This window comes from Photobacterium sp. 2_MG-2023 (genome assembly GCF_030547675.1).
Classification (GTDB): Bacteria; Pseudomonadota; Gammaproteobacteria; order Enterobacterales; family Vibrionaceae; genus Photobacterium; species Photobacterium arenosum.
This window is the reverse complement of sequence record NZ_JAUOQQ010000004.1, coordinates 1-19515: the sequence shown is the minus strand read 5'-3', so window position 1 is coordinate 19515 and position 19515 is coordinate 1. Positions and strand designations below refer to the sequence as shown.

The window sequence follows — 19515 nt, the reverse complement described above, 5'->3', positions numbered from 1 at the left end:
GCAAACTGATATTTTTATTCGTTAGAATTTTTAGTTGATAGCACTGTATTTAAGGCTTCCAGCCGTTGCTTCAGATCATGGATCTCACTCGCTTGACCTATATCTACAACCACTTCGCCATCTTTAATATTATCTTGTGAAAATTGGGCTAACTCGCCTTTTAATAAAGGTAAATCCGGCGCATCCTGATTCACCAGACCGTAAGCCACAGTTTGCTGCAACTGCTGTACGGGTGATGGATAGCTCGCATCTTCGCTCAAAGGAGATTCATAAAGATCATTTTTCGATTTCACGTTAACTGTTATGTCCTGAGCTTGCTCAGTCTTACTGGTTTCTGGCTTCGCCAACAACAGAAAATAGCCACCCGTGAGTACGATAATGAGTAAAACAATAATGACTATTACCAAAATGGCATTGACCGAAAACGCTTTGTTTTGAGTGACCACTCAATTCCCTTCGAAATGACATATTCACAAAACACATTACCAATAAAAGCTGTTCACCTTGATCTCTCGATAAGGAAGAACAGATAGTTGGCAATCCATGTATTACTTTTTAGACTGGCAATATAGTAAACCGATTCAAACAGTAAACAATAATTTACTCGCATTCAGTCTAAAAGTGTGCCCTAAAGCACAAAATTACTTTGTGTATATTGAATTTATTAATCATAGGAAATGTATGTTTAAGCACTTATTAACAGGTGGGGTTCTGTTAATCTCATCTCTCCCCCTAAAAGCTGATCCCTGGTCTGATACAACACGGATCAACTGGATTTATCCAACAGCAAGTGGATTGATCTTCGCCACTCAAGACTATTCCAATAAGGAATTAAGTAATTGCGATAATGGTCATCGATTTATCATTCCTCGTTCAATCGATAATTATGAAGTGATGAGCAGTTCAATGATTGCAGCTTTCATGGCGGATAAACGTGTCAAAATTAATATTGACGGTGAAAGCTTAAGTGGTGCGGTATGTGAGCCCAGTATTAATCGCTTTATTGTATTTAAGTAATACTGGTTATCGAAATGCCCTGGTTATTTATATAACCCTGAAAATGTCCTTATAGATAAAAGCCCCGCGATGCGGGGCTTTGTTCATTCAAGGCATTCAATACAGCGCAGCTTACACATGCTGGCCGGCGACAAAGCCGGAGCTCCAAGCCCACTGGAAGTTGTAGCCGCCGAGCCAGCCGCTGACGTCCATCACTTCGCCGATGAAATACAACCCGGGCACGGTTTTGGCTTCCAGGGTTTTCGACGACAGGCCGTCGGTATCGACGCCGCCCAGGGTGACTTCGGCGGTGCGGTAGCCTTCGGTGCCGTTGGGAGCGATCTGCCACTGGTGAAAATAGTCGTGCAGTGCCTGAACCTCTTTCGGGTTGAGCTGTTTGAGCGGCTTGTCTTCGAGATCACCACGCTCAATCATGGCTTCCACCAGGCGTTTGGGCAGCAAACGGGACAGCGAATTTTTCAGGCTCTGGTTCGGGTGCTTGTCACGCATCGCCTGCAGAGTGTCGTCGAGGCTGAGGGTCGGCAGCAAGTCGATAGAAACCGCCTGCCCCGGCTTCCAGTACGAGGAGATCTGCAAAATTGCCGGGCCGGACAGACCGCGGTGGGTGAACAGAATATTTTCTTTGAAACTGGTGCCGTCGGCGGCCGTGACCACAGCGGGAACCGCGATACCGGACAGATCGGCAAAAGCGTCTTTGTCTTCGACATGCAGAGTAAAAGGCACTAGGCCGGCCGTGGTCGGGATCATTTTCAGGCCGAACTGCTCGGCAACCTGATAGCCAAACGGGGTGGCGCCGAGCTTGAGCATCGACAGACCGCCGGTGGCAATCACCAAAGATTCACAGGATACTGTGTCTGCGTTGATTTTCAGGTGAAAGCCGCTGTCGGTTTTACTGATATCCAGGACATCACTGCGATAACGCTGTTGTACCGTCGGCAAGTCGCATTCTTTAAGCAGCATCTCGACGATGTCTTTGGCCGAATCGAGGCAGAACAGCTGGCCGTGATCCCGCTCTTCGTAGGCAATTTCGTGCTTGGCGATCATGGCGATGAAGTCCCACTGGGTGTACTGCGCCAGCGCCGATTTAGCAAAGTGCGGGTTGCGGCAGACATAGTTGCTGGCCGTCACATCATAGTTGGTAAAGTTACAGCGGCCGCCGCCGGAGATCAGAATTTTCCGGCCCGGCTTTTTACCGTGTTCAACCACCAACACAGAGCGGCCGCGTTTACCGGCCTCGGCGGCACACATCAGCCCGGCGGCACCAGCACCGATAATCACTACATCAAACTTTTCTGCCATTCTCTTATCCGCAATCCGACTCAGCGACAAAATAAAAAGGATGCGGTAATGACATGCATTACCTGGCATCCTTTTCAAGTGCGCGTATTTTACCCGTCTGCGGGCGGATTACCAAATCTGTCAGCAATAATCGATCAAATTCCCAGATAAGCGACGACAAAGATAGAGACCAGGAACACCATCAGGCTGGTACTGGCAAGGACAAACAGCTTGCGTACCTTGTCGCACTTGGCCATGAAAAGCTCGTCGTGGTGCTTATGGTACTGCTGGCTGCGGATGTAATGGAAAAGCCGGATTTGCTTGTTCACATTCCCCTGGGAGGAGAAAAAGCCCCGGCCGTCTACCTGCTGGTAAAGCAGCGGGTCACAGTCACGCATCACCACCAGTAAGGTTTTCAGCGTGCTGACATACCGAGAGATATTGACTACAGCCACCAGAAACAGGGCCATCAGAATTGCATCACCACTAAACATAACACCCTCCGAACAACGACCATGGTTCTTTGCTGGCCGGGAAGGGTTGGGGGGTGCAAACAGCAGCGACGCACTTTCGGAAAGGGGCGCCGCCGTGCATTTCCCAGAGCCTGTTAGCCGGCCTGCTGACCCATGACAGAGCTGGATTCCTGCTTCGCCATGGCGGCAAGATCTTTGTCAATGAAGAACAAGGCTTTGCCGTCTTCACCCACCAGTTCGATCTTGTCCAGAATACCTTTAAACAATTTCTCTTCTTCGTGTTGCTCTGAAACATACCACTGTAAGAAGTTAAACGTTGAGTAGTCCTGAGTGGTAAACGCCACATGTGCCAGCTTGTTAATACGCTCAGTGATCAGTCGCTCATGTTCGTAAGTGGCGCGGAACACTTCACCCAGTGAACTGAACTCATGCTGCGGTGCTTCAATCGTACCCAGAATCGGCAATGCACCCGTCTCGCTGACATAGGTAAACAGACGTTGCATGTGCTGCATCTCTTCTGCTGCATGAATGCGCAGGAACTCTGCCGCTCCTTCAAAGCCCTTATCTTCGCACCATGCACTCATCTGCAGGTACAGGTTGGATGAAAAGAACTCCAAATTGATTTGTTCATTCAGTTTCTCAACCATTGCTTGAGCAAGCATCGAACTACTCCTTCCTAATCAAGTGTAATAAACACATTGTCACTATGCATAACTGAGTTTGCAACTCATACGACAAGGTATCATGCTTAACCTGCCGGTAAGCAATAAAAATCCCAAAACGATCCAACTGCTTACCTAACGTGTCACAGAATTTTCCGTTAGCGTAAGCAATGCGATCAGCACGGCATTTTTTACCCATACGCCATGCTAGCATATAAAAAACCTTACAGGAGAGCGGGTTATGACCTATCAACATATTCTGGTTGCGGTTGATTTATCTGAAGACAGTCACATTCTGGTCAGTAAAGGGGCTGCGCTGGCAGAGAAACTGGGGGCCAAGCTGTCTCTGATCCACATAGATACCAACTATGCCGAGCTGTATACCGGCCTGATTGATATCAACATGGCCGAAGCCCAGTACCGCATGGCGGATAACGCCCAGGAGCAATTGCAGGATCTGGCTAAAAAAGCAAACTATCCTGTAACTCATACTTTTGTCGGCAGCGGCGATCTGAGCGATGAAATCTGCAATACCATCAAACAGTCTGATGTTGATTTGATGATCTGCGGCCACCACCAGGATTTCTGGAGCAAAATTCTGTCTTCGACCAAACAGTTAATTAATCATACCCCGGTGGATTTACTGATGGTGCCGCTGCACTGATCACACCCCGTACAGATAACTATCCTGGCTGGCCACTGTGAACGCCAGCCAGTGCCTGATCAGGACAGACCAGCCTCTCATTGGCTATCACTGAATTTCGGTTACACTAGGCGGCCAAAATTCAAAGGACATGTCAAATGGGATACTTAACTGCGATTACGCTGCTCTGGGCGTTTTCCTTCAGCCTGATTGGGGTTTATCTGGCCGGGCAGGTCGATGCCTGGTTCTCGGTACTGACCCGGGTGGCACTGGCCACCCTGGTATTCTTGCCGTTTCTGCGTCGTCAGCACCTGACGGTCAAGCTGGCACTGAAACTCATGGTGGTGGGTGCTTTTCAGCTCGGCATCATGTACTGCTTTTACTACCAGTCTTTCCTTTACCTGTCGGTGCCGGAAGTGCTGCTGTTCACCATTTTTACCCCCATTTATGTCACCCTCATTTATGATTTGCTGCAGCGCCGTTTTTCGGCCTGGTATCTGATCACCGCCGTCATTGCGGTATTAGGCGCCGCCGTCATCAAATTCGAAGGCATCAATGAAGACTTTGTGCTCGGTTTCCTGATTGTGCAGGGGGCTAACCTGTGCTTTGCCATCGGCCAGGTGGGTTACAAAGTCATCATGGAAAAAGAGCAGGCCGATCTGCCTCAGCACACGGTATTTGGCCTGTTCTATCTCGGTGCCGTCTGCGTGGCCCTGCCGATGTTTTTACTGTTCGGCAACACAGAAAAACTGCCGACCACCGACACCCAATGGGGCATTCTGGTGTATCTGGGTATTGTCGCTTCCGGTCTGGGCTATTTCATCTGGAATAAGGGAGCAACCCTGGTAAACGCCGGGGCGCTGGCTATCATGAACAACGCCCTGGTACCGGCGGGTCTTATCGTTAACCTCGTGATCTGGAACCGGGATGTCGACTACCCGCGTCTGATCGTGGGCGGCGCTATTATCCTGCTGTCGCTGTGGGTTAATGAAACCTGGGTCAAGCGCCGCGTCGCGGCCGCCCACGCCTGATAATTTTTCCCGCCTGTATAAAAAAGCCCCTGACATCCACCGATACCAGGGGCTTTTCTTTTTACCAGCAACAATCAGATAAAGGCGTAAGCGTCGGCATACATCCGCTCGCGATCGGCCCCTTTCTCAGCCGTAAACTGTTCACGGGCAGCACCCGCCATCTCAAAACGGCCACAGATATAAATGTCATAAGAAGACAGGCTGACAAAATCGTCATTCACCGCTTCGAGCACGTTACCCACTTTGCCCTGCCAGGCTGGTGGCGCACTTTCTACCACAGGGACATAAGTCAGATTAGCGTGCTTGGCAGCCAGTGCAACGAGCTCGTCATGGGCATACAACTGGCATTCATCACGGCCGCCCCAGTAGACAAAAATCGGCTGCTTCATGCCGCGGCTCAGGCAATTATCCAGCAGGCTGCGCACGTAGGAAAAGCCCGTGCCGCCGGCAATCAGCAGCAAAGGCTGATTACTGTCTTCACGCAACCAGGCATCACCCAACGGGGCTTCGACATCAAATGCCCTGCCGTCTTCCATCGCCTGACGCATGGCTTCCACCACTTCCATGGCATAGGGATTGTGGTCAGCCGCACCTATGTGCAGTTCCAGCTCGCCACTGCGGCAAGGGCTGCTGGCAATGGAAAATGCACGCTTGTCTTTTTCACCCATCACCGCCAGCAAATACTGCCCGGCTTTAAAATCAACCTGTTGCTTAGGTTGCAACAGGATACGGTACGTATTACACGCCAGTGACTCGACTGACTTCACTTCACACTGAATCGACATTCTGTTCCTCTATTCCAAAGTCAGTACCAGATCGCTGCGGGCCATAGCCAGGCAGGGAAATATCCATCCCTCAGCCTGCTCTTTCTCCGTCAGCACCGGTGCCAGCCGGTAAGTGACCTCACCCGCCAGCTTGCGGCATAAACAAGTGGCACACACCCCGACCTGACAGCGGTGGGGGAAAGCCAGTCCTGCCCGGCGTGCTGCGCTCAACAGGGTTTCCTCTTCCCCGACGCTGAACATGACGTCCTGCGGCAACACACGAACCTGATACATTGCGGTAAACCTTCTTGCTGCGTTATCCGGCGTTATTGCGCCAGAATACCCAGTTCATCCCAAATGGCGTCCACCTTAGCAACCACTTCCGGGTCTTTAATGATAGGTGTCCCCCACTCGCGCTGTGTTTCACCCTGCCATTTATTGGTGGCATCCAGACCCATCTTTGACCCCAGGCCAACCACAGGCGAGGCAAAATCCAGCGAATCGATCGGGGTGTTTTCTATCATCACAGTATCCCGCGCCGGATCCATCCGGGTGGTAATCGCCCAGATCACGTCATTCCAGTCACGGGCATTGACATCATCGTCACAGACTATCACGAACTTGGTGTACATGAACTGGCGAAGGAAAGACCACACGCCCATCATCACCCGCTTGGCATGGCCCGGATACTGTTTCTTCATTGTCACTACGGCCATACGGTAGGAACACCCTTCCGGCGGCAGGTAAAAATCGACAATTTCCGGAAACTGCTTTTGCAGAATCGGCACAAACACTTCATTGAGCGCCACGCCCAGCACAGCCGGTTCATCCGGCGGGCGGCCGGTATAGGTGCTGTGGTAAATCGGATCTTTGCGCATAGTCACGTGTGTGACGGTAAAAACGTGGTGGCTTTCCACTTCGTTGTAATACCCGGTATGGTCACCGTACGGGCCTTCGTCTGCGTATTCATTGGGATCAATATAGCCTTCCAGCACGATTTCTGCGCTGGCCGGAACATCCAGATCATTGCTGATGCTTTTGACCACCTCGGTCTTGCTGCCGCGCAGCAGACCGGCAAAGGCATACTCAGACAAGGTATCAGGCACAGGCGTTACCGCCCCGAGAATCGTTGCCGGATCGGCCCCAAAAGCGACAGAAACCGGAAATTTCTCGCCGGGATGGGCCTGCATGAACTCGCGCATGTCCAGCGCACCGCCTCGGTGAGCCAGCCAGCGCATGATCACTTTGTTCTTGCTCAGCTTCTGCTGGCGGTAAATGCCCAGGTTCTGGCGTTTCTTTTCCGGGCCGCGGGTAATCGTCAGCCCCCAGGTCAGCAGCGGCGCCACATCGCCCGGCCAGCAACTCATGACCGGAATCTTATCGAGATCGACCTCATCGCCCTGCCAGACGATCTGCTGGCACGGCGCTTTACTCAGGCGCTTAGCAGGCATATTAAGGACTTGCTTGAAGACCGGCAGCTTGTCGATGGCATCACGGAAGCCTTTCGGCGGTTCCGGCTCTTTGAGATACGCCAGCAGTTTGCCGACTTCCCGTAGCTCCAGCACATCCTCACGTCCCATGCCCATAGCAACCCGCTCGGTAGTGCCAAACAGGTTCGCCAGCACAGGGATATCGTAACCCACCGGATTTTCAAACAGTAATGCCGGTCCGCCTGCCCGCAGGGTGCGGTCGCAGATTTCAGTCATTTCATACCGGGGATCGATCGGCTGCTTGATGCGCTTAAGTTGCCCACGCTCTTCCAGGTAGGCGATAAAGTCGCGCAAATCATTGAGTTTCATTCCTGCACCCTATCTGTTTTGCTCGACCCGGCTTACGGACAGCCGGGATAAAAATAGGACACATTATATACTGAATCCCTGACAAGATGCTTGTGATGCAGGCATTTATTGGTGGTAAAACAAGGTACTGAAAAGAAATCTTCCCGCCCCTGCAGCGCACTGTACCGGGCATCAGGGCATGGATGCCGATAACGCGGTTTCCAGATTACGCTTTAACGTGTAACTCTTAGTGCCTGCGGCGAGTGTGGTGAGCCAGCTAGAATGACCCTGATTGACCAGTTTACTGGCCACCAGCTCACCGTCTTCCGGCTCGGACAGCTTGGCTAACAGAAAGATTTCCACCTCGTCCGGCAGTGGTTTGAGGGTAGCCAGTGCCTGGTATGCCTGAGCTTTCAGGGAGGGATTACGAGTTGCGGCCATCAGTTGGTTCACAGCCAGTTTGCCCGGCAGATCATCTGCCAGCCGGTTCAGCTCGCCCCGGCTGTACTGATCGGTGCGACGACGCCACAATTGCTGGTACAAACCTTCATCCCCGGTTATCGCGGCCAGCTTGGCCAGTAAGCCGTTATCAGACAGCCAAAGCAGTTGTCTGTCGGACAGAAACTGATCGGCAAGATACCTCACGCCTGTGCCGGACAGCGCAGAAAGCTGCGCCAGGGCAATATCGCGCCGGGTGCGCTGGGTATTGAGATCACCGGCCAGCCAGTCTGCCAGCACTAAATCACCGGCATCAACCTGACGGACAAAGGATTCCGCCAGCTGCTCACGCTGCCAGCGCTGCAACAGCTGGTGTGCCCGGGTGCCGTAGGTAAATGCTGCCCGGGTAACCCGGTAGCCATCGCCCTGTTCTGTCAGGGTGAAACGTGATTGTCGGGCCGCTTGTGTTTCAAGCCAGGCGATCTTTTCATCATCCAGCTTTTTCAAGGTATGGGCGTAGTCCACCAGTGCCGAACGCAGGGCTTCCTGCTCCAGCACAGAGAAATCAGCCAGCTGATAATTGAGCTGGGCAATATCACTTTCCCGGTACAGGGTTTTGAGCGATTTTAATGCCGGTGTGATGTCCTGCGTGACCTGCTGGTATTCCTGCTGACTGATTTCATCAGCCCTCAGGGGTAGCGCGACCAGCAGTAACCACAACCAGACCCACATGCCTCTTCCATGTTGCATGTTGCATACTCCATGTCATTGCTGACTTGATTCATTGTTGGTTCCCGAGCCGCTGAGCATCAGGTCCATTTCAGCCCACCTTCCTGGCAGACCGGCAAAGTCTGAAAGAGGATAACCTCAGTCGTCAATTGAATGCTGTTTCAAACAACATGCCGATATTATCAGCAATAAAAAAACGCCACACAAGGTGGCGTTTATACAATCTGTGACATCAAGCCAATGGAATCAGGACTTCTGACGACGCATCGCTTCGAAGAACTCGTCGTTGGTCTTGGTCATGCCCAGCTTGTCGATCAGGAATTCCATGCTGTCGGTCTCATTCATTGGATGAACGATCTTACGCAGGATCCACATCTTCTGCAGCTCATCTGGCTTGGCCAGCAGCTCTTCACGACGGGTACCGGAACGGTTGAAGTCAATTGCAGGGAATACGCGCTTCTCGGCAATCTTACGCGACAGGTGCAGTTCCATGTTACCTGTACCTTTAAATTCTTCGTAGATCACTTCGTCCATCTTAGAACCGGTATCAACCAGTGCCGTCGCGATGATGGTCAGGCTACCGCCTTCTTCCACATTACGGGCCGCACCGAAGAAACGCTTCGGACGGTGCAGGGCGTTGGCGTCGACACCACCGGTCAGTACTTTACCGGAAGATGGCACCACTGTGTTGTACGCACGGGCCAGACGGGTAATAGAATCCAGCAGGATAACCACATCTTTTTTATGCTCAACCAGTCGCTTGGCCTTTTCGATCACCATTTCGGCAACCTGAACGTGGCGGGAAGCCGGCTCGTCAAAGGTAGAAGCGATCACTTCGCCTTTTACCAGACGCTGCATCTCGGTCACTTCTTCAGGACGCTCGTCAATCAGCAGCACCATCAGCTCACACTCTGGGTGATTGTAAGCAATGCTCTGTGCAATGTTCTGCAGCAGCATAGTCTTACCCGCTTTTGGCGGTGCAACAATCAGACCACGCTGACCCTTACCGATAGGTGAGGCCAGATCCAGTACACGAGCAGTAATGTCTTCGGTTGAGCCGTTACCACGTTCCATACGCATGCGATCATTGGCGTGCAGCGGGGTAAGGTTTTCAAACAGGATCTTGTTGCGGGCGTTGTCTGGTTTGTCGTGGTTTACTTCGTTGACTTTCAGCAGGGCAAAGTAGCGTTCACCGTCTTTTGGTGGCCGGATTTTACCTGAAATGGTATCACCGGTACGCAGGTTGAAGCGGCGAATCTGGCTTGGTGAGACATAAATATCATCCGGGCCTGCCAGGTATGAACTGTCTGCGCTACGAAGGAAGCCAAAGCCGTCCTGCAGAATTTCCAAAACCCCGTCGCCAAAAATGTCCTCACCACTTTTCGCGTGCTGTTTGAGAATGGCAAAGATGATGTCCTGTTTTCTCAAACGCGCTAGGTTTTCGAGTCCTAAGCTTTCGCCGAGCGCAACCAACTTTGAGATAGGCTGGTTCTTCAGTTCTGTAAGATTCATAGTGGTGGGTTTCTTGTCAGTCAAATTAGGGGTTCTATGGTTAATTGAGAAAAGCTTCGACCAATGGGGCTGGTCAAGAAATGAACTGTCGTATAATTTACGTGCAATAACTTAGCACTAAAGCCAGCATCCGTCTAGTGGCCTGAAAAAGACACCGCGTACAAAAGGATCATTGTACGCGGTTTCGCGTTACTGTAGGCCAATTACAGGTTGGCGTCCAGAAACTCTTTCAGTTGAGACTTAGACAGTGCGCCGACTTTGGTCGCAGCCACATTGCCGTCTTTGAACAGCAACAGAGTCGGAATACCACGGATACCAAATTTTGGTGGTGTCGCGGCATTGTGATCTATGTTCAGCTTTCCGATAGTCAGCTTGTCTTGGTACTCGTCTGCGATTTCGTCAAGAATTGGCGCGATCATTTTACACGGTCCGCACCACTCAGCCCAAAAATCGACTAAAACTGGGCCTGCAGCGTTAATCACATCGTTATCAAAACTTGCGTCTGTCAGCTGCACAATCTTGTCGCTCATCTTCCACTCCAATGGTTGATTTTCAACGCTGATTCTATTTTAACCAGCAAATCGATGCCCTATTTGAATTGAATACGTTTCGTATTGCAACCCTAAGCTGATATTCTATACGAATGAAGACGACTCATATCACAGAGCAGAAATTTGCCGACCTGGGACTAAACCCCCTGGTTTTACAAGGACTGGAAGACAAGGGGTTTCATAACTGTACCCCTATCCAGGCCCTGGCATTGCCGGTATTGCTCTCCGGCCGTGACATTGCTGGTCAGGCACAAACAGGGACTGGTAAGACCCTGGCTTTCCTGACAGCGACCTTTAACCATTTGATGCTGAACCCAGCATCCGAGGAGCGAAAAACCAATCAGCCCCGTGCAATTATTATGGCACCTACACGGGAACTGGCCATTCAGATTTACAATGATGCCGCACCGTTGCTGGCAAGCACTGGCCTGAAAGCCGGTCTGGCTTATGGTGGCGAAGCGTACGAAAAACAGAAACAGCACCTGGAAAACGGTGTAGATATTCTGATCGGCACCTGTGGCCGTATCATCGATTTCTACAAGCAGCGTGTGATAGATCTGCACAGCATTCAGGTTGTGGTACTGGATGAAGCCGACCGTATGTTCGATCTGGGCTTTATCAAAGATATCCGTTTCCTGTTCCGACGTATGCCAAGCCCGAAAGGACGCCTGAACATGCTGTTCTCTGCCACCCTGTCATACCGGGTCAAAGAGCTGGCGTTCGAGCACATGAACAACCCGGAAAGTGTGGTGGTTGAGCCTGAGCAAAAAACCGGTCACCGTATCCAGGAAGAGCTGTTCTACCCGTCCAATCAGGACAAAATGCGTTTGCTGCAGACCCTGATCGAAGAAGACTGGCCGGATCGCGCCATCATTTTTGCCAACACCAAACACCGTTGTGAAGACATCTGGGCGCACCTGGAAGCCGATAACCACCGTGTTGGCCTGCTGACCGGCGACGTGCCGCAGAAAAAACGCGTACGCATTCTGGAGCAGTTCACCCAAGGTGAAGTTGATATCCTGGTGGCAACCGACGTTGCAGCGCGCGGTCTGCACATTCCTCAGGTGACTCACGTCTTTAACTACGATCTGCCTGACGATGCCGAAGACTATGTTCACCGTATTGGCCGTACCGGTCGTGCCGGCGAAAGCGGTCATTCCATCAGCTTTGCCTGTGAAGAATACGCCATTAATCTGACGGCGATTGAAACCTACATCGAGCACACGATTCCGCAATCAAAATACGATGCCGAAGCGCTGCTGGATGATCTGCCGCCACCGGTAAAATTCCAGCGGGCACCTCGCCAGAGCGGTGGTCGTCGCAACAGTGGTTCCCGTCAGGGACAAGGACAGGGACGCCAGCGCAGTAATAACCGCCGTCGCTCACCACAGAAAACACAGTAACTGAAGAAGACGCTATGGAAAGTTGTGTCGTATCCCCGCTGTATGCAGCCATTGACCTTGGCTCTAACAGTTTTCACATGTGGATCGTGCGTGAAGTCGCAGGCAGTGTGCATACGCTGGCTAAAATCAAGCGCAAAGTACGGCTGGCAGCCGGCCTTAACGGCCAGAATGAACTGAGCCAGGAAGCCATGCAGCGCGGCTGGGAATGCCTGGCAATGTTTGCAGAACGATTGCAGGATATTCCGGCTGAACGGGTCCGCATTGTTGGTACCGCGGCACTGCGAACCGCCGTGAATGCCGAAGACTTTCTTTCCAGAGCCATCAGTATACTGGGTCACCCCATCGACATTATTCCTGGTGAAGAGGAAGCACGCATTATCTACCAGGGCGTTGCACACACCTCTGGCGGTCAGGGAAAACGCCTGGTCGTCGATATCGGTGGGGCCAGTACTGAAGTCATTATCGGTGAAGGTTTTGATGCCAAGGCACTGACCAGCCTGAAAATGGGTTGTGTCACCTGGCTGGAACGCTATTTCAAAGACAGGCACTTGTCAGCCGACAATTTCAGCGCGGCAATCCTGGCGGCAAAACAAGCCATTGCGCCTATCGTGGAGCCCTACCGCAAACTGGGTTGGGACCACTGTGTCGGCGCCAGCGGCACCGTACAGGCGCTGCAGGAAATCATGGTTGCCCAGGGCATGGACGAGCTGATCACCCTGTCTAAACTCAAGCGTCTGCAGCGTCAGGCCATGCAATACGAACGCCTGGAAGATCTTGATATTGAAGGGCTGACATTAGAACGGGCCCTGGTGTTTCCGAGTGGCCTGTCGATTCTGATCGCCTTGTTTGAATCGCTGGACATCCAAACCATGACACTGGCCGGCGGCGCCCTGCGCGAAGGCATGGTGTATGACATGATGAGCCAGATGCGTCACGACGATGTGCGAGCCAGAACCCTGAACAGCCTGCAATACCGTTTTCAGGTTGATACCGAACATGCCCAAACCGTGGCCGACACCGCGCAGGCTTTACTGGAGGACTGTCAGCCCGCCTGGCAGACCGATGAGCAAGCCCGCTCTTTGCTCCAGTCCAGCGCCATCTTGCACGAAATAGGCACAGGTATCGGCTTCAAGCAAAACGGCGATCATGCCGCCTATCTGGTCCAGCATCTGGACTTGCCCGGTTTTACCCGCGCGCAGAAACACCTGCTGGGCGAGCTGCTGCGCAGGCACAGGGACAACCTGACCAGCCTGCCGGAACAGCATGCCATCCCCGCAATCAACGCTGTGCGTATCTTGCGCCTGCTGCGCCTGGCGGTCATTCTCTGCCACCGGCGTGACAGCCAGCACCAGCCCCCTGCGCACCTGATGGTCGATGACAATCAGCTCACCCTGATACTGCCAAAAGCCTGGCTGACAGCCAATCCGCTGACTGATGCTGAGTTACAACAGGAAGCCCACCGCCAAAGCGATCTCGGCTGGCCACTGCAGATCAGCGAAGAAAGCTGAACACCTGCCACATAACACTGTGGCTCAAGACAATGCTCAAAAAAAGGCTCCCGACGGGAGCCTTGTCTGATCGAGTATATTTAACCTGTGATACCGCTGTGACGCAGCAGGGCATCGATCTTAGGCTCGCGGCCGCGGAAGCGTTTGAACAAATCCATCGGCTCCTCACTGCCACCGCGCTCAAGAATACAGGCCAGGAAATCCGCCCCGGTTTGCGGGTTAAAAATACCTTCTTCCTCGAAGCGGGAATAGGCATCGGATGACAGCACTTCAGCCCACAGGTAACTGTAGTAGCCCGCGCTGTAACCACCAGCAAAGATATGGCCGAAACTGTGCGGGAATCGGCCCCATTCCGGGCTTGGCAACACAGACACCTGACGCTTGATAGCAGCCAGTGTATCGAGCACCTGCGCGCCCGTTTCCGGATCGTAATTGGTGTAGAGTGAGAAATCGAACAGACCGAATTCCAGCTGGCGCAGCATACCCAGTGCTGAATGGAAATTCTTCGCCGCCAGCATTTTCTCCAGCAACTCGGCCGGCAAAGGTTCACCGGTTTCATAATGGCCGGAGATAAAGGCCAGCGCCTCTTCTTCCCAGCACCAGTTTTCCAGGAACTGACTCGGCAGTTCGACCGCATCCCAGGGCACACCATTGATGCCAGAGACCGAAGACTCATCAACCTTGGTCAGCATATGGTGAATACCGTGGCCGGTTTCGTGGAACAGGGTCACCACTTCATCGTGGGTAAACAGCGCTGGCTTACCGCCAACCGGTTTGTTGAAGTTACAGGTCAGGTAGGCCACCGGGTGCTGCAGACTGCCGTCCTGACGCACGCGGCGCACGATACATTCGTCCATCCAGGCACCACCGCGCTTGTGCTCGCGGGCATACAGATCCAGGTAGAAACTGCCGCGCAGTTCGCCGCTGGCATCAAAAATATCGTAGAAACGGACACTAGGATCCCAGACATCCACATCTTCACGCTCAGTCACTGTCATGCCAAAGACACGCTTGAGCACCTCAAACAAGCCGGACACCACTTTCTGCTCCGGGAAATACGGCCGCAGCTGCTCATCGGAAATGCTGTATCTGTGCTGTTTCAGTTTCTCGGCATAGTAAGGAATATCCCAGGGCTCCAGTGCATCGGCACCGAACTCGCTGCGGGCAAACTCACGCAGCTCTGCCACTTCCTGTTCGCCCTGCGGCTTAGCGCGGGCGGCCAGATCATTGAGGAAACCCAGCACCTGATCGGTGGATTCCGCCATCTTGGTCGCCAGCGACTTCTCGCTGTAGGTATTAAAGCCCAGCAAACGGGCCAGTTCATGGCTGAGTTTGAGTTTTTCAGCAATGATTTCACTGTTATCCCATTTCCCCGCGTTCGGGCCGCGATCCGAGGCACGGGTCACGAAGGCTTCATACATTTCGCGGCGCAATTCGCGATTATCACAGTAGCTCATGACAGGCAGGTAGGAGGGAATTTCCAACGTAAACAGATAACCCTGCTCACCTTTGTCTTCCGCCGCCGCCGCGGCCGCTTGCAATGCCGACTCCGGCAGGCCCGACAACTCGCCGGCATCGGCAATCAGCTTGCTCCAGCCCATAGTGGCATCGAGCACATTGTTGCTGAAAGATGACGACAGCTCAGACAAACGCTTGCTGATTTCACCATAACGGTGCTGTTCACTCGCGGGCAGGCCGATGCCCGACAACTCGAAGTCTTTCAGTGCATCGGTAATGGATTTTTTCTGCGCCTGAGACAGGGTCGCAAACGCATCGCTGTGGCGGATACTTTTGTAGGCTTCATACAGACCCTTGTGCTGACCCAGCCAGGTGCTGTAGTCCGACAGCATTGGCAGACAGCTTTCATAGGCCTCGCGCAGTTCCGGGCTGTTTTTCACCCCGTTGAGATGGCCCACCGGTGACCAGATGCGATTCAGACGATCATCGGTTTCCGCCAGCGGCGCACAAATGCTGTCCCAGCTGGGTGTCTCGCCGCTGGCCAGGACGTCTTCTACCTTGGCCCGGCAGTCTTTAATGGCCTGCTCAACCGCAGGAAAGATGTGTTCGGGTTTGATTTGCGAAAACGGGGGCAGATCTGTCATGGTCAGTAATGGGTTCGACATCAGCGTATCCTTTTTAAGTAGGTTCCTGAGGAAATGCGTCTGCATAAGGGGATTTTCAATCCCTTCGCGCAATTTAGGCTCGCAGTTCACTCTATTTTAGTGGCCACGAGGATGACAGACCACAATCCCGCTGCATAATCGGCCGGATTACGCCATAATAACGCCCTTCGTCGACCACCACAGAGTAACCCATGCTGAGTTATCGCCACAGTTTTCACGCCGGCAACCATGCTGACGTGATCAAACACATAGTCCAAAGCCTGATCCTTGATGCGCTCAAGCAAAAGGACAAACCTTTTGTGTATCACGACACCCATTCGGGTGTGGGGCGTTATGATCTACAGGATGAGCGCAGTGAAAAAACCGGCGAATACCTGCAAGGCATTGCACGCCTGTGGCAGCGCGACGATCTGCCGGAAGCACTGGCCTCTTACCTGGATGCCATCCGGGTGCTGAACCAGGGTGACACCCTGCGCTACTACCCGGGTTCACCCAAGGTGGCCCGCGCCCAGATCCGTGACCAGGACCGCATGATCCTGACCGAGCTGCACCCAACCGATTTCCCGCTGCTGCTGCAGGAGTTTCGCGGCGATCGTCAGGTACGTATCTACAAAGAAGACGGTTTTGCCCGTCTCAAAGCCAGCTTGCCGCCCAAAGAACGGCGTGGTCTGGTGCTGATCGACCCGCCCTACGAGCTGAAACACGAGTACATGGACGTGGTGAAAGCCATAGGTCAGAGCGTCAGACGCTGGGCGACCGGCACTTATGCGATCTGGTACCCTGTGGTGTATCGCAGCAATATCGACGCCATGCTGGAAGCGCTGGAGAACCTGGGGATCCGCAACATTCTGCAGATTGAACTGGGTGTCGAGCCGGATACCGAAGAGCGCGGCATGACGGCCTCGGGCATGATTGTCATCAACCCGCCGTGGAAGCTGGAAAGCCAGATGGCTGCCCTGCTGCCCTGGCTGCAGTCTGTGATTGCACCCACCCGCGGCCACACCACACTGCGCTGGGTGGTGCCGGAATAATCCCCGCCGTTTAATGATATCCGGTGCAAAGCCAGGCATGCTGCACCGGAATGATTAGCCCTTCCCTTACTTCCCGGCATCAAGATCACCACAGATTCCACGGCAAAGACGTCAGTTTCGCCGAACCTAGCATCTGAAGGCGACTTAGGTATACACTGTCGTCCAGCTAAGATTTCACAGCATAGAGAGAACAGTCATGGCAACGCATTTTGATTACATCTGTATTGGTGGCGGCAGCGGCGGGATTGCATCAGCTAACCGCGCGGCAATGTACGGCGCAAAAGTGGCGCTGATTGAAGCCAAAGCCCTGGGCGGCACCTGTGTCAACGTCGGTTGTGTACCGAAAAAAGTGATGTGGCACGGCGCTCAGATTGCAGAAGCCATGCATCTGTATGCCAAAGATTACGGCTTTGACGTGGACGTGAAAAACTTCAACTGGGCTACCCTGGTGGAAAGCCGCGAAGCCTATATCGGCCGCATCCATCAGGCCTACGATAACGTGCTGGGCAAGAACAAGATTGAAGTGATCAACGGCTTTGCCAAATTCGTAGATGCCAAAACCGTGGAAGTGAACGGCCAGCATTTCACTGCCGATCATATTCTGATTGCCGTTGGCGGTGAGCCAACCATCCCGGACATTCCGGGTGCGGAACACGGTATCGACTCTAACGGCTTCTTCGAGCTGACCGAGCAGCCTAAGCGTACAGCTGTTATCGGCGCCGGTTACATCGCAGTCGAAATCGCTGGTGTGCTGAGCGCGCTGGGTACAGATACCCACCTGTTCGTACGTAAAGAATCGCCGCTGCGCAGCTTCGATCCCATGATTGTCGACACCCTGGTCGAAGTCATGAACAACGAAGGCCCGACCCTGCACACCCACTCAGTGCCCAAAGAAGTGGTGAAAGAAGCCGATGGCACCACCACGCTGCATTTTGAAAACGGCGAATCACACAATACCGACCTGCTGATCTGGGCCATCGGCCGCAACCCTGTGACGCACAAAATCAACCTGAACGCGACCGGTGTGGAAACCACAGGCAAAGGCTACATCAAGGTCGATGAATATCAGCAGACCAACGTACCGGGCATTTACTGTGTCGGTGACATCATGGACGGCGGCATCGAGCTGACCCCTGTGGCCGTCAAAGCCGGCCGTCAGTTGTCTGAGCGCCTGTTCAACAACAAGCCAGACGCCAAGATGGACTACAAACTGGTGCCAACCGTGGTCTTCAGCCATCCGCCAATCGGCACTATTGGCCTGACGGAGCAGGAAGCCATCGCCCAGTACGGCGAAGAGAATGTGAAAGTGTACCAGTCCGGCTTTACGGCCATGTACACAGCCGTCACCAGCCACCGCCAGCCTTGTAAGATGAAACTGGTCTGCGCCGGTCCGGAAGAAACTGTAGTCGGCCTGCACGGCATCGGCTATACCGTGGACGAAATGATCCAGGGCTTCGGCGTTGCCATGAAGATGGGCGCCACCAAAGCCGATTTCGACAGCGTGGTCGCCATCCACCCAACCGGCTCGGAAGAGTTTGTGACCATGCGTTAATCCCTCAGGATCACGTTCAGCATTAACATACAAAAGACCAGCGGGATTGCTGGTCTTTTTATGTCCTCGTCACCTCAGCGCTGTTACAACATGTCGCGCTGTTTATACTCTTCCGTGTATTCGGGTAAAGATACTGTTGTGGTCATGTTGCTATAATCTTACCGGTATTAACCGCAGCTTTCAGTTTCTTTCGCCACATCAATATACTGGCGTATTATTTTGTCTAACTCTGGCAATTGCTCATCAGTACAACTAAATGCAACTTCATAGACACCATAAATCGGAGTTCTTAAAAATTCTTCCACGCCATATCCATGGGCACACACTGTGTATTGATAAAATGATTCGTACCCCATGTAGCGGTATTGTTTGTCTCGAACAAATGGAATGACCTCAGTTTGAGCTTTTTTATGAAACCCCGTCATTTTGAACGACAGCAAGGCAAAAGCTCCTGCGCCGACAAAGGCCAGCGGCCCGACCATCAGGGTGGCAATCACGCACACTACAATGCCGATATAGGCCATGCCCCGCGTTGCCTTGTAGAAGATTTCCGGCACCCGTTCTGTTTTCTGAACAATGATGCCTTTGGGGGTAATTTGGCCTTTGTAGTCGTAGTCGGCATCAAACAGAAAATAGCTGACAGGTACCATGACCAACATGAGAGACGCCCAAAAATAAATTAAATGAAAGTCACCACTTAAAAAATAAAAAACACCAAACATGACACTCAAAATACCTGACATAATTATGGGTGTATAAGGTTTAAATGTTGAGCGTAATATACACTCCCATTCATGCACCACCTCAGCCTCCAGCACTTGCTGGTGTTGCTGCTGTTTATACTCTTCCGTGTATTCGGGTAAAGATACTGTGGTTGTCATATTGCTATACCCTTACAGTGCTTCACCAAAGCATTCCCTCTCTTTTGTTACATCAATATACTGACGAATAATCTTGTCTACCTCAGGGAATTGTTCTACTTGACAATAGATCTTCACCCAATATTCAAGATTATTATTTCT

The 19515-nt window shown here is 52.6% G+C and carries 19 protein-coding genes; 7 read left to right on the top strand and 12 right to left on the bottom strand.

Annotation, left to right across the window (positions count from 1 at the left end):
- Positions 1 to 14 precede the first annotated feature (14 nt).
- On the bottom strand, positions 15 to 446 hold the full coding sequence (locus tag Q4491_RS04680) for a hypothetical protein (RefSeq protein ID WP_303455149.1): 432 nt from the start codon (positions 444 to 446) through the stop codon (positions 15 to 17).
- 235 nt (positions 447 to 681) lie between these two features.
- On the opposite strand from Q4491_RS04680, the gene Q4491_RS04675 reads away from it, so the two are divergent.
- Positions 682 to 1017: a hypothetical protein gene (locus tag Q4491_RS04675; RefSeq protein WP_303455146.1), complete on the top strand. Its 336-nt coding sequence runs from the start codon at positions 682 to 684 to the stop codon at positions 1015 to 1017.
- 111 nt (positions 1018 to 1128) lie between these two features.
- On the opposite strand, the gene Q4491_RS04670 is transcribed toward Q4491_RS04675, so the two are convergent.
- From Q4491_RS04670 to ftnA, 3 genes are all read right to left on the bottom strand, one after another.
- A complete protein-coding gene (locus tag Q4491_RS04670) occupies positions 1129 to 2316 on the bottom strand; it encodes an NAD(P)/FAD-dependent oxidoreductase (protein WP_303455143.1) in 1188 nt (395 codons plus the stop codon).
- Positions 2317 to 2450: 134 nt separating this feature from the next.
- Positions 2451 to 2789 carry a universal stress protein UspB gene (uspB, locus tag Q4491_RS04665; RefSeq protein ID WP_046220460.1) on the bottom strand — a complete coding sequence of 113 codons (339 nt, stop codon included), beginning with the start codon at positions 2787 to 2789 and terminating at the stop codon, positions 2451 to 2453.
- A gap of 113 nt (positions 2790 to 2902) precedes the next feature.
- Positions 2903 to 3430, bottom strand: coding sequence for a non-heme ferritin (ftnA, locus tag Q4491_RS04660; protein WP_027250494.1), 528 nt, complete (start codon positions 3428 to 3430; stop codon positions 2903 to 2905).
- Positions 3431 to 3671: 241 nt separating this feature from the next.
- Between ftnA and Q4491_RS04655 the strand changes: the two genes are divergently transcribed.
- Together Q4491_RS04655 and Q4491_RS04650 are read left to right on the top strand one after the other, a co-directional pair.
- On the top strand, positions 3672 to 4094 hold the full coding sequence (locus Q4491_RS04655) for a universal stress protein (RefSeq protein WP_027250492.1): 423 nt from the start codon (positions 3672 to 3674) through the stop codon (positions 4092 to 4094).
- A gap of 137 nt (positions 4095 to 4231) precedes the next feature.
- Positions 4232 to 5104, top strand: a complete 873-nt coding sequence (locus Q4491_RS04650; RefSeq protein ID WP_303455135.1) for a carboxylate/amino acid/amine transporter — start codon at positions 4232 to 4234, stop codon at positions 5102 to 5104.
- A gap of 74 nt (positions 5105 to 5178) precedes the next feature.
- Here the strand turns inward: Q4491_RS04650 and fre are convergent, their stop codons facing one another.
- From fre to trxA, 6 genes are all read right to left on the bottom strand, one after another.
- Positions 5179 to 5889 (bottom strand): NAD(P)H-flavin reductase, encoded by a 711-nt coding sequence (fre, locus tag Q4491_RS04645; protein WP_303455132.1) that lies wholly within the window; start codon positions 5887 to 5889, stop codon positions 5179 to 5181.
- 9 nt (positions 5890 to 5898) lie between these two features.
- Positions 5899 to 6162, bottom strand: coding sequence for a 2Fe-2S iron-sulfur cluster-binding protein (locus Q4491_RS04640; RefSeq protein ID WP_218384555.1), 264 nt, complete (start codon positions 6160 to 6162; stop codon positions 5899 to 5901).
- Between the two features lie 32 nt (positions 6163 to 6194).
- Positions 6195 to 7667, bottom strand: coding sequence for a 4-hydroxy-3-polyprenylbenzoate decarboxylase (ubiD, locus tag Q4491_RS04635; RefSeq protein ID WP_192016065.1), 1473 nt, complete (start codon positions 7665 to 7667; stop codon positions 6195 to 6197).
- A 171-nt stretch (positions 7668 to 7838) separates the two neighbouring features.
- Positions 7839 to 8834, bottom strand: a complete 996-nt coding sequence (locus tag Q4491_RS04630) for a hypothetical protein (RefSeq protein ID WP_303455123.1) — start codon at positions 8832 to 8834, stop codon at positions 7839 to 7841.
- 225 nt (positions 8835 to 9059) lie between these two features.
- A complete protein-coding gene (gene rho / locus Q4491_RS04625) occupies positions 9060 to 10325 on the bottom strand; it encodes a transcription termination factor Rho (RefSeq protein ID WP_046220468.1) in 1266 nt (421 codons plus the stop codon).
- 203 nt (positions 10326 to 10528) lie between these two features.
- On the bottom strand, positions 10529 to 10855 hold the full coding sequence (trxA, locus tag Q4491_RS04620; protein WP_046220469.1) for a thioredoxin TrxA: 327 nt from the start codon (positions 10853 to 10855) through the stop codon (positions 10529 to 10531).
- 113 nt (positions 10856 to 10968) lie between these two features.
- Between trxA and rhlB the strand changes: the two genes are divergently transcribed.
- Positions 10969 to 12279, top strand: coding sequence for an ATP-dependent RNA helicase RhlB (rhlB, locus tag Q4491_RS04615; protein WP_027250484.1), 1311 nt, complete (start codon positions 10969 to 10971; stop codon positions 12277 to 12279).
- A gap of 14 nt (positions 12280 to 12293) precedes the next feature.
- Positions 12294 to 13787: a guanosine-5'-triphosphate,3'-diphosphate diphosphatase gene (gene gppA / locus Q4491_RS04610; RefSeq protein WP_303455110.1), complete on the top strand. Its 1494-nt coding sequence runs from the start codon at positions 12294 to 12296 to the stop codon at positions 13785 to 13787.
- Positions 13788 to 13867: 80 nt separating this feature from the next.
- On the opposite strand, the gene prlC is transcribed toward gppA, so the two are convergent.
- Positions 13868 to 15910: an oligopeptidase A gene (gene prlC / locus Q4491_RS04605; protein ID WP_303455108.1), complete on the bottom strand. Its 2043-nt coding sequence runs from the start codon at positions 15908 to 15910 to the stop codon at positions 13868 to 13870.
- Positions 15911 to 16101: 191 nt separating this feature from the next.
- Here prlC and Q4491_RS04600 point away from each other — a divergent pair, with 191 nt between their 5' ends.
- Positions 16102 to 16941, top strand: coding sequence for a 23S rRNA (adenine(2030)-N(6))-methyltransferase RlmJ (locus Q4491_RS04600; RefSeq protein WP_303455107.1), 840 nt, complete (start codon positions 16102 to 16104; stop codon positions 16939 to 16941).
- A gap of 196 nt (positions 16942 to 17137) precedes the next feature.
- Positions 17138 to 18493, top strand: coding sequence for a glutathione-disulfide reductase (gorA, locus tag Q4491_RS04595; RefSeq protein ID WP_192016070.1), 1356 nt, complete (start codon positions 17138 to 17140; stop codon positions 18491 to 18493).
- A 167-nt stretch (positions 18494 to 18660) separates the two neighbouring features.
- On the opposite strand, the gene Q4491_RS04590 is transcribed toward gorA, so the two are convergent.
- Positions 18661 to 19374: a hypothetical protein gene (locus Q4491_RS04590; protein ID WP_303455105.1), complete on the bottom strand. Its 714-nt coding sequence runs from the start codon at positions 19372 to 19374 to the stop codon at positions 18661 to 18663.
- Positions 19375 to 19515 lie beyond the last annotated feature (141 nt).

Excerpts from the sequence above, each read along its gene's own strand:
- Q4491_RS04675 (WP_303455146.1), top strand. The coding sequence starts at position 682 with ATGTTTAAGCACTTATTAACAGGTGGGGTTCTGTTAATCTCATCTCTC.
- Q4491_RS04670 (WP_303455143.1), bottom strand. The coding sequence starts at position 2,316 with ATGGCAGAAAAGTTTGATGTAGTGATTATCGGTGCTGGTGCCGCCGGG.
- uspB (WP_046220460.1), bottom strand. The coding sequence starts at position 2,789 with ATGTTTAGTGGTGATGCAATTCTGATGGCCCTGTTTCTGGTGGCTGTA.
- ftnA (WP_027250494.1), bottom strand. The coding sequence starts at position 3,430 with ATGCTTGCTCAAGCAATGGTTGAGAAACTGAATGAACAAATCAATTTG.
- Q4491_RS04655 (WP_027250492.1), top strand. The coding sequence starts at position 3,672 with ATGACCTATCAACATATTCTGGTTGCGGTTGATTTATCTGAAGACAGT.
- Q4491_RS04650 (WP_303455135.1), top strand. The coding sequence starts at position 4,232 with ATGGGATACTTAACTGCGATTACGCTGCTCTGGGCGTTTTCCTTCAGC.
- fre (WP_303455132.1), bottom strand. The coding sequence starts at position 5,889 with ATGTCGATTCAGTGTGAAGTGAAGTCAGTCGAGTCACTGGCGTGTAAT.
- Q4491_RS04640 (WP_218384555.1), bottom strand. The coding sequence starts at position 6,162 with ATGTATCAGGTTCGTGTGTTGCCGCAGGACGTCATGTTCAGCGTCGGG.
- ubiD (WP_192016065.1), bottom strand. The coding sequence starts at position 7,667 with ATGAAACTCAATGATTTGCGCGACTTTATCGCCTACCTGGAAGAGCGT.
- Q4491_RS04630 (WP_303455123.1), bottom strand. The coding sequence starts at position 8,834 with ATGCAACATGGAAGAGGCATGTGGGTCTGGTTGTGGTTACTGCTGGTC.
- rho (WP_046220468.1), bottom strand. The coding sequence starts at position 10,325 with ATGAATCTTACAGAACTGAAGAACCAGCCTATCTCAAAGTTGGTTGCG.
- trxA (WP_046220469.1), bottom strand. The coding sequence starts at position 10,855 with ATGAGCGACAAGATTGTGCAGCTGACAGACGCAAGTTTTGATAACGAT.
- rhlB (WP_027250484.1), top strand. The coding sequence starts at position 10,969 with ATGAAGACGACTCATATCACAGAGCAGAAATTTGCCGACCTGGGACTA.
- gppA (WP_303455110.1), top strand. The coding sequence starts at position 12,294 with ATGGAAAGTTGTGTCGTATCCCCGCTGTATGCAGCCATTGACCTTGGC.
- prlC (WP_303455108.1), bottom strand. The coding sequence starts at position 15,910 with ATGTCGAACCCATTACTGACCATGACAGATCTGCCCCCGTTTTCGCAA.
- Q4491_RS04600 (WP_303455107.1), top strand. The coding sequence starts at position 16,102 with ATGCTGAGTTATCGCCACAGTTTTCACGCCGGCAACCATGCTGACGTG.
- gorA (WP_192016070.1), top strand. The coding sequence starts at position 17,138 with ATGGCAACGCATTTTGATTACATCTGTATTGGTGGCGGCAGCGGCGGG.
- Q4491_RS04590 (WP_303455105.1), bottom strand. The coding sequence starts at position 19,374 with ATGACAACCACAGTATCTTTACCCGAATACACGGAAGAGTATAAACAG.